This window comes from Corallococcus sp. AB049A, from assembly GCF_003668885.1.
Taxonomy (GTDB): domain Bacteria; phylum Myxococcota; class Myxococcia; order Myxococcales; family Myxococcaceae; genus Corallococcus; species Corallococcus interemptor.
In genome coordinates this window covers 47,286-54,333 of the sequence record NZ_RAWL01000007.1, presented here as the reverse complement: position 1 = coordinate 54,333, position 7,048 = coordinate 47,286, and the positions used below count along the sequence as shown (strand labels likewise).

General features: G+C 70.0%; 6 protein-coding genes. 1 reads left to right on the top strand and 5 read right to left on the bottom strand.

Features of this window, described 5'->3' with window-relative positions; translation table 11 throughout:
• The first annotated feature begins 272 nt into the window (after window positions 1-272).
• Window positions 273-1,673: a pyruvate kinase gene (gene pyk, locus D7X55_RS01695; protein ID WP_121722012.1), complete on the top strand. Its 1,401-nt coding sequence runs from the start codon at window positions 273-275 to the stop codon at window positions 1,671-1,673.
• Between the two features lie 40 nt (window positions 1,674-1,713).
• Here pyk and D7X55_RS01690 read toward each other — a convergent pair whose 3' ends face one another.
• The 5 genes from D7X55_RS01690 to lepB form a co-directional block, all read right to left on the bottom strand.
• The gene (locus D7X55_RS01690) at window positions 1,714-2,379 is read right to left on the bottom strand and encodes a hypothetical protein (RefSeq protein WP_120546413.1); all 666 of its coding nucleotides are present in this window, start codon (window positions 2,377-2,379) and stop codon (window positions 1,714-1,716) included.
• Window positions 2,380-2,399: 20 nt separating this feature from the next.
• Entirely contained in the window at window positions 2,400-3,527 is a 1,128-nt protein-coding gene (gene carA / locus D7X55_RS01685) for a glutamine-hydrolyzing carbamoyl-phosphate synthase small subunit (RefSeq protein WP_120546414.1), read from the bottom strand.
• Window positions 3,527-4,828: a dihydroorotase gene (locus D7X55_RS01680; protein WP_199746829.1), complete on the bottom strand. Its 1,302-nt coding sequence runs from the start codon at window positions 4,826-4,828 to the stop codon at window positions 3,527-3,529. Before D7X55_RS01680 ends, carA begins: the two co-directional genes overlap by 1 nt.
• On the bottom strand, window positions 4,825-5,718 hold the full coding sequence (locus tag D7X55_RS01675; protein WP_014397337.1) for an aspartate carbamoyltransferase catalytic subunit: 894 nt from the start codon (window positions 5,716-5,718) through the stop codon (window positions 4,825-4,827). Before D7X55_RS01675 ends, D7X55_RS01680 begins: the two co-directional genes overlap by 4 nt.
• An 80-nt stretch (window positions 5,719-5,798) precedes the next feature.
• The gene (lepB, locus tag D7X55_RS01670; RefSeq protein WP_167510817.1) at window positions 5,799-7,046 is read right to left on the bottom strand and encodes a signal peptidase I; all 1,248 of its coding nucleotides are present in this window, start codon (window positions 7,044-7,046) and stop codon (window positions 5,799-5,801) included.
• Between the last annotated feature and the right edge of the window lie 2 nt (window positions 7,047-7,048).

The following is a 7,048-nucleotide window of genomic DNA, read 5'->3' as shown; positions in this document are numbered from 1 at the left end:
GCATGGACCACTCCACGCCGGCGCTCATGGAGCCCATCGGCAAGGGCCAGGAGATCGACCTCTAGCCGCCGGAAGCGCAGCCCAGGAACGACGAAAGCCCGGCCCCCCCTCCCAGGGTAGCCGGGCTTTCTTCGTCTCAGACAGCTGAGAGCCACGAATGGCGTGCGCTGGCTCGCGGTAACTTTCCGCCTGCCGCGTGAGGCGAAGAGTTAGTCCTTCGGGCGCAAGGCTGTCAAGCCGCCCACCCCGTGGGGCTAGGATGGGCGGCCTCTATGCGCAAGGCGAAGATCATCTGCACGCTGGGTCCGGCTTCGGACTCAAAAGAAGTCATCGAGGGGCTGGTGAAGGCGGGCATGAACGTGGCCCGGCTCAACTTCTCCCACGGCACGCACGACGAGCACCGGCAGCGCCTCCAGCGCATCCGCGCGGTGTCGAAGAAGCTGGGGCTGCCGGTGGCCATCCTCCAGGACGTGCAGGGACCCAAGGTGCGCCTGGGGCGCTTCGAGGGCGGCCAGCTGGCGGTGAAGACGGGCGACACGGTGACCGTGACGACGCGCGCGGTGATGGGCAAGGGCAACGTCATCCCCACCCCGGTGCGCACGCTGCCGCGCGACGTGCAGAAGGGCCACGAGGTGCTGCTGGACGACGGCCGGGTGCGCCTGCGCGTGCTGAAGGTGAGCGGCCAGGACGTGACGTGCCGCGTGGAATTGGGCGGGCTGCTCAAGGACCACAAGGGGCTCAACCTGCCCGGCACGGCCATGTCGGTGCCCACGCTGACGGAGAAGGACAAGGTGGACCTGGCCTTCGGCCAGGAGGTGGGCGTGGACTACGTGGCGCTGTCCTTCGTGCGCACCGCGCAGGACGTGCGCCAGGCGCGCGCGCTGGTGGCGAAGCTCAAGACGCCCATCATCTCCAAGATTGAAAAGCCCCAGGCGGTGGAGAACCTGGCGGCCATCGCCGCGGAGTCGGACGGGGTGATGGTGGCCCGCGGGGATCTGGGCGTGGAGATGCCGCTGGAGCAGCTCCCCGCCATCCAGAAGCGCATCGTGCGGGAGGTCAACCGCATGGGCGGCATCGTCATCGTCGCGACGGAGATGCTGGAGAGCATGGTGCTCAACGCCCGGCCCACGCGCGCGGAGGTGTCGGACGTGGCCAACGCCATCCTGGATGGCGCGGACGCGGTGATGCTCTCCGGTGAGACGGCCGCGGGCCGCTACCCCGTGGAGGCGGTGGCCACCATGGCGCGCATCGTGGAGGAGACGGAGCGCACCGGGCTGGTCACCCTCGCCGCTCCCCCCTTCGAACTCTCCAAGGACCTGGGCACCGGCGTCGCCGCGGCGGCGGTGGCCGCGTCCCGGCAGCTCCACATCAAGACCATCGTCGCGTACACGGAGAGCGGCCACACCGCGCGGCTCATCTCCGAGTTCCGCCCCGACGCGCGCATCATCGGCCTGACGCCCAACGCGGACACGGTGAACCGCATGGGGCTTTATTGGGGCGTGACGGGGCAGCGGGTGAAGCGCATCTCGTCCACGGACGCCATGCTCAAGCAGGTGCGCAGGCTCTGCAACGAGCAGCGCCTCTGCGAACCGGGGGAGCCCTTCATCCTGGTGGCCGGCGTGCCGCTCAACGTGCCGGGAAACACCAACCTGATGAGCATCCACCGCGTCTGAAGGCCGCGCGCGGTGGACGCGTGAAGCAGGAGGTCTTCGGCTAGAGGACCTTCTGCTCGAAGTCGTAGAGCTTCTCCACGGACAGCTGGCGGTAGCGCTCCACGTTGAGGGCCCGGCGGGCGCACTCCCACACCAGGTCCTTGGCGGGGCGCTCCGGCTCCTTCTTCTTGCGGCGCTTCACCTCGGCCTTGATGGCCTTGAGCGCCATGGCCGGGTGGTAGCAGAAGGCGGAGGAGAACAGCAGGTGGCCGCCGAAGGGCACCAGGCGCGCCTCCAGCACGTCCCCCGTCTCCAGGCCCGCGATGTGGCGGCGCTCCGTCACGTCGAAGTCCTTGCCGGAGAAGAGCTCGCGCAGGCGCACCATGCCCTTGCCCAGCTTGCGCACCTCGAAGAGGCCGTGGACCGTCTCCGTGAAGCTGCGGAAGGCGTTGGCCTCTTCCGGCGGCGCGGACTGCTGGCGCTCTTCGTACAGCTCCGCGGCCGGCGTCTTGCCGGTGAGCGGCGAGACGCGGTCGTAGAGGTAGTAGTCCAGGAACGACGCCATCCGCAGCTCGAAGAGCTTGTCGTCCTCGAAGACTTCGCCGGTGAGGCGGAAGTACTCCGCCTTGGCCTCCAGGAGGTCCGGCTTGCGGGCCTCCTGGCTGCCGAAGGCGATGAGCTGGTCCAGGTACGGCTGGTACGACAACGGGGTCAGCGCGGTGTCCATGGCCGTTGCGAACTTTCTTCCTACGAACCCGCCATCAGCGTCGCGAAGCGGCTGAACAGGTAGCGCGCGTCGTGAGGGCCGGGCGAAGCCTCGGGGTGGTACTGCACGCTGAAGGCCCGCGCGTCCGGTACGGCCAGGCCCTCCACCGTGCCGTCGTTGAGGTTGATGTGCGTGACGACGGCCTTGCCCTTGAGGCTGGCGTCGTCCACCGCGAAGCCGTGGTTCTGCGCGGTGATCTCCACCTTGCCCGTGGTGAGGTCCTTCACGGGCTGGTTGCCGCCGCGGTGACCGAACTTCATCTTGTACGTCCGGCCGCCCAGGGCCAGCGCCATGATCTGGTGCCCCAGGCAGATGCCGAACACCGGCACCTTGCCCAGGAGCGCCGCCACCGTGCGGTCCGCGCCCTTCACCGCGGCCGGGTCGCCGGGGCCATTGGCCAGGAAGACGCCGTGCGGCTTCTTCGCCAGCACCTGCTCCGCCGTGAAGTGGGACGGCACCACCGTGACGCGGCAGCCCACGTCCACCAGGTACTGGAGCATGGAGCGCTTGAGGCCGTAGTCGTACGCGATGACGTCGTACTTGAGCTCCGGCTCCGGCCGCTTGTCACCGGGGGCCAGGAACACGTCCGGGGACGGCGTGGTGAAGACGTAGGGCTCCTTGCAGGACACGCCCGTGGCCAGGTCCATGCCCTCCATGCCCGCGGCGGCGCGAGCGCGCTCGGACAGGGCGCCAGGGGACACGTTCTCCGTGGAGATGATGCCCGTCTGGGCGCCGTGCGTGCGCAGGTGGCGCACCAGCCGGCGGGTGTCCACGCCTTCGATGCCCACGCGGCCGTGGCGCGCGAGGTACGCGTCCAGCGTCTCCTGCGAGCGCCAGTTGGAGGGCGTCTTCGTCAGCGAGCGCACCACCATGCCCACCGCGTGCGGCAGCCCTGCCTCCTCGTCCGCCGCGTTCGCCCCGATGTTCCCCATCTCCGGGTACGCCATCGTGACGATCTGGCCCACGTACGAGGGGTCCGTGAGGATCTCCTGGTAGCCGTACATGGACGTGTTGAAGACCACCTCACCCACCGTCTCGCCGGAAGCGCCAAAGGCGCGTCCCTCGAACGTGGTGCCATCCGCCAGTGCGAGCACCGCCCGCTTCGTCATCACCGCGACTCCTTGAGCTGACCGTCCTCGAACACACACCGGCCGCCCACCCACGTCTGCGTCACGCGGCCCTTCAGCGTGCGCCCATGGAAGGGCGTGTTGCGACTGCGGGAATAGAACCGGTGGGCATCCACCGTCCACTCCTCCGAAGGTGACACCAGCGTGATGTCCGCCGGGGCACCAGGCGCCAGGTGACCGCCTGGCAGGCCGAATACCCTCGCCGGCCCGTCCGACAGGAGCTCCACCGCCCGGCGCGGGGTGAGCACGCCCTCGTGCACCAGCGCCAGCGTGAGCCCCAGGGCCGTCTCCAGCCCGACGATGCCGTTGATGCCCTTCTCGAACTCCACCAGCTTGTCGGACACGCCGTGCGGCGCGTGGTCCGTGGCGATGGCGTCCACCGTGCCATCCACCAGCGCCTCGCGCAGCGCCTTCACGTCCACGTCGCTGCGCAGCGGCGGCGCCATCTTCGCGTGGGTGTCGTAGTCCCCCACCGCCCGGTCATCCAGGGTGAAGTGGTGCGGCGCCACCTCGCAGGTGACCCGCAGGCCGCGCTTCTTGGCCTCGCGGATGAGGCGCACGCTGCCCTCGCACGACACGTGCGCGACGTGCAGGCGCCCCTTCGTCTCCTCCAGGAGCACCAGGTCGCGCGCCACCATGGCGACCTCCGCGGAGGACGGAATCCCGCGCAGGCCCAGCCGCGTGGACGTGGCGCCTTCGTGCATGGCGCCGCCGGCGGACAGCGTGAGGTCCTCCTCGTGGACCATCACCGGCACGTCGAACTGGGTGGCGTACTGGAGCACCCGGCGCATCAGCCCCGCGTTCATCACCGGGCGGCCATCGTCGGTGAGGGCCACGCAGCCAGCGCCAATCAGCTCGCCTGCTTCCGACAGCTCCTCGCCCTTGAGCCCCTTGGTGATGGCACCGGCCGGGTACACGTGGCACAGGGCCGCGTCCCGGGCGCGCGACAGCACCAGCTCCGTGACGAGCGCGCTGTCGTTCACCACCTTGGTGTTGGGCATGGCCACGACGCCCGTGAAGCCGCCCGCCACCGCCGCGCGGCAGCCGGTGAGGACCGTCTCCTTGCCCTCTTCTCCCGGCTCGCGCAGGTGCACGTGCAGGTCGATGAAGCCCGGCACCAGCCACTTGTCCCTGGCGTCCACCACCCGCGCGTCCCTGGGCGCGGGCAGCGGGGCCTCCGACACCTGGGCCACCCGGCCGTCCGTCACGAGCACGTCGCGAACGCCGTCCACGCCATTGCGCGGGTCGATGACGCGCGCCCGCTGGAAGAGCACTGGGGTCATGATGCGCACGCCTCCAGGATGGCCCGGCGCACCGCGACGCCGTTGGCCACCTGTTCCAGGATGACGCTGCGAGGCCCGTCCGCCACCACCGGCGACAACTCCACGCCTCGGTTGATGGGGCCCGGGTGCAGCACGAGGGCGTCCGGCTTCATCCGCTCCGCGCGGGCGGGCGTGATACCGAACAGCCGCGAGTACTCCCGCTGGGACGGCAGGAAGGCTTCCGACATGCGCTCCGTCTGCAGTCTCAGGCACATCACCGCGTCCGCCTGGGGCAGCACGGCATCCAGCTGATGCGTCACCTCTCCGCCCATCTCCTCCAGCCCTGGCGGCAGGAGGGTGGGCGGTCCGCAGAGCACGACACGCGCCCCCAGGGCCTTCAGGCACAGGAGGTTGGAGCGCGCCACGCGGCTGTGCAGCACGTCGCCCACGATCAGCACCGTGCGCCCGTCCAGGCGGCCCCAGCGCTGGCGCAGGGTGAAGGCGTCCAGCAGGGCCTGGGACGGGTGCTCATGCGCGCCGTCGCCCGCGTTGACCACCGCGCACTTCACGTGCCGGGCGACGAGCCCGGGCGCGCCGGAGGAGCGGTGGCGGATGACGATGACCGCCGGCCCCATGGCCTCGATGTTGCGCGCGGTGTCCAGGAGTGTCTCGCCCTTGGACACGGAGGAGCCCGCGTAGCTCCAGTTGAGGACGTCCGCGCCCAGCTTCCGCGCGGCCACCTCGAAGGAGGAGCGCGTCCGGGTGGAGTCCTCGAAGAAGAGGTTCGCCACGACGCGGCCGCGCAACACGTGCGAGGCATCCGGTCCGCCGGGCAGGTGTGCCTGGGCACGGTCGAGCAGCGCTTCCAGCTCATCCCGCCGCCAGCCTGCGATTCCGAGAAGATGTCTCATGGGCCGGGGCCGCCGCGTACCGCGCGCCGCACGTTGCGTCAAGCACGGCGCGTGGTGGTCCCCTGCCTGGCGTTCGTTCTTCAGCGCACCGGTTCGAAGAAGCGGTCCACCCGCAGGCCCGTGCCGCCGAACAGGTTGCCCAACAGGCCCCCCCAGCCGAGCGACAGCCAGACGACCATGGCCTTGCCCTTGATGTGACCGTACGGCACGTAGGCGACCTCGGCGCCGGCCGGGCCGCCCAGGTTGTAGCGGCTGTCCGCGCTGTTGTCCCGGTTGTCGCCCATCACGAAGACGCTGTCGGCGGGGACCGTGTAGGGCCCCTCGTGCTCGCGGCCCGGCATGCGCATGGGGTGCTGGAGCGACGAGTGCACCACGCCGCCCAGGTCCTCGCGGTAGAGCACTTCTTCCTGGTCGAACCAGCGGCCCGTCGTGTCGTCCTGGTTGTGCACCACGTAGTCCGGTGACACCAGCGTGCGGGGCTGGGCCTCGCCGTTGATCCGCACCACCCCGTCGACGATCTCCACCGTGTCGCCGGGGATGCCGATGACGCGCTTGATGAAGTCCTTGGACTCGTCCACGGGGTTGTTGAAGACGATGACGTCCCCGCGCTGCGGCGCCCGCACGATGCGGAACGGCACCACGTTCATGAACGGGACGCGCACCCCGTAGATGAACTTGTTCACGAAGACCTGATCCCCAATCTGCAGCGTGGGCAGCATGGAGCCGGAGGGAATCCGGTACGGCTCCACCAGCACCGTGCGGATGACCAGGGCGATGAGCAACGCCTTGCCGAAGCCGCCCAGGAAGTCCCACACGGACTGCTTGCGGTACGCCCCCAGCTGCTCCTGGGTGAGCTTCTCCAGCGCCTGCGTCTCCGTGCGCAGCGCCTCCGCGTTGCCCGCCACCGACGCGGACTCCACGCGCAGCGCCTGCTCGGTGATGCGATCCGCCGCGGCCGGGGACACCTTGGTGCCCACGCGCGCGAGGATGCGCTCGTCCTCGGCGATGAGCTCGCGCGCCTCGTGGCGCAGCGTCCGGAGCAGCGACTCCTTCCGGGACGCGTTGCGCCACACCAGGAGCCCGAAGAAGGCCAGCACCATGAGCAGGCCGAAGCCCTTCATCAGGGGCTGGGCCCAGGACGCGGTGCCGGGCGCCATTTCAATCAGCGTGACGTACGGGATGAACGCCAGGCCCACGCCCACCAGCGGGGCCCAGAGGCTGGTGAGCAGCTCGCGCCACATCAGCTGACGGCGGGCCTTGAGCTGCTCCGGGGTGCGGCGCGCGGCCATGGCCGCTCCCAGCTTCATGGAAGGACTGGCCGTGCTCATGG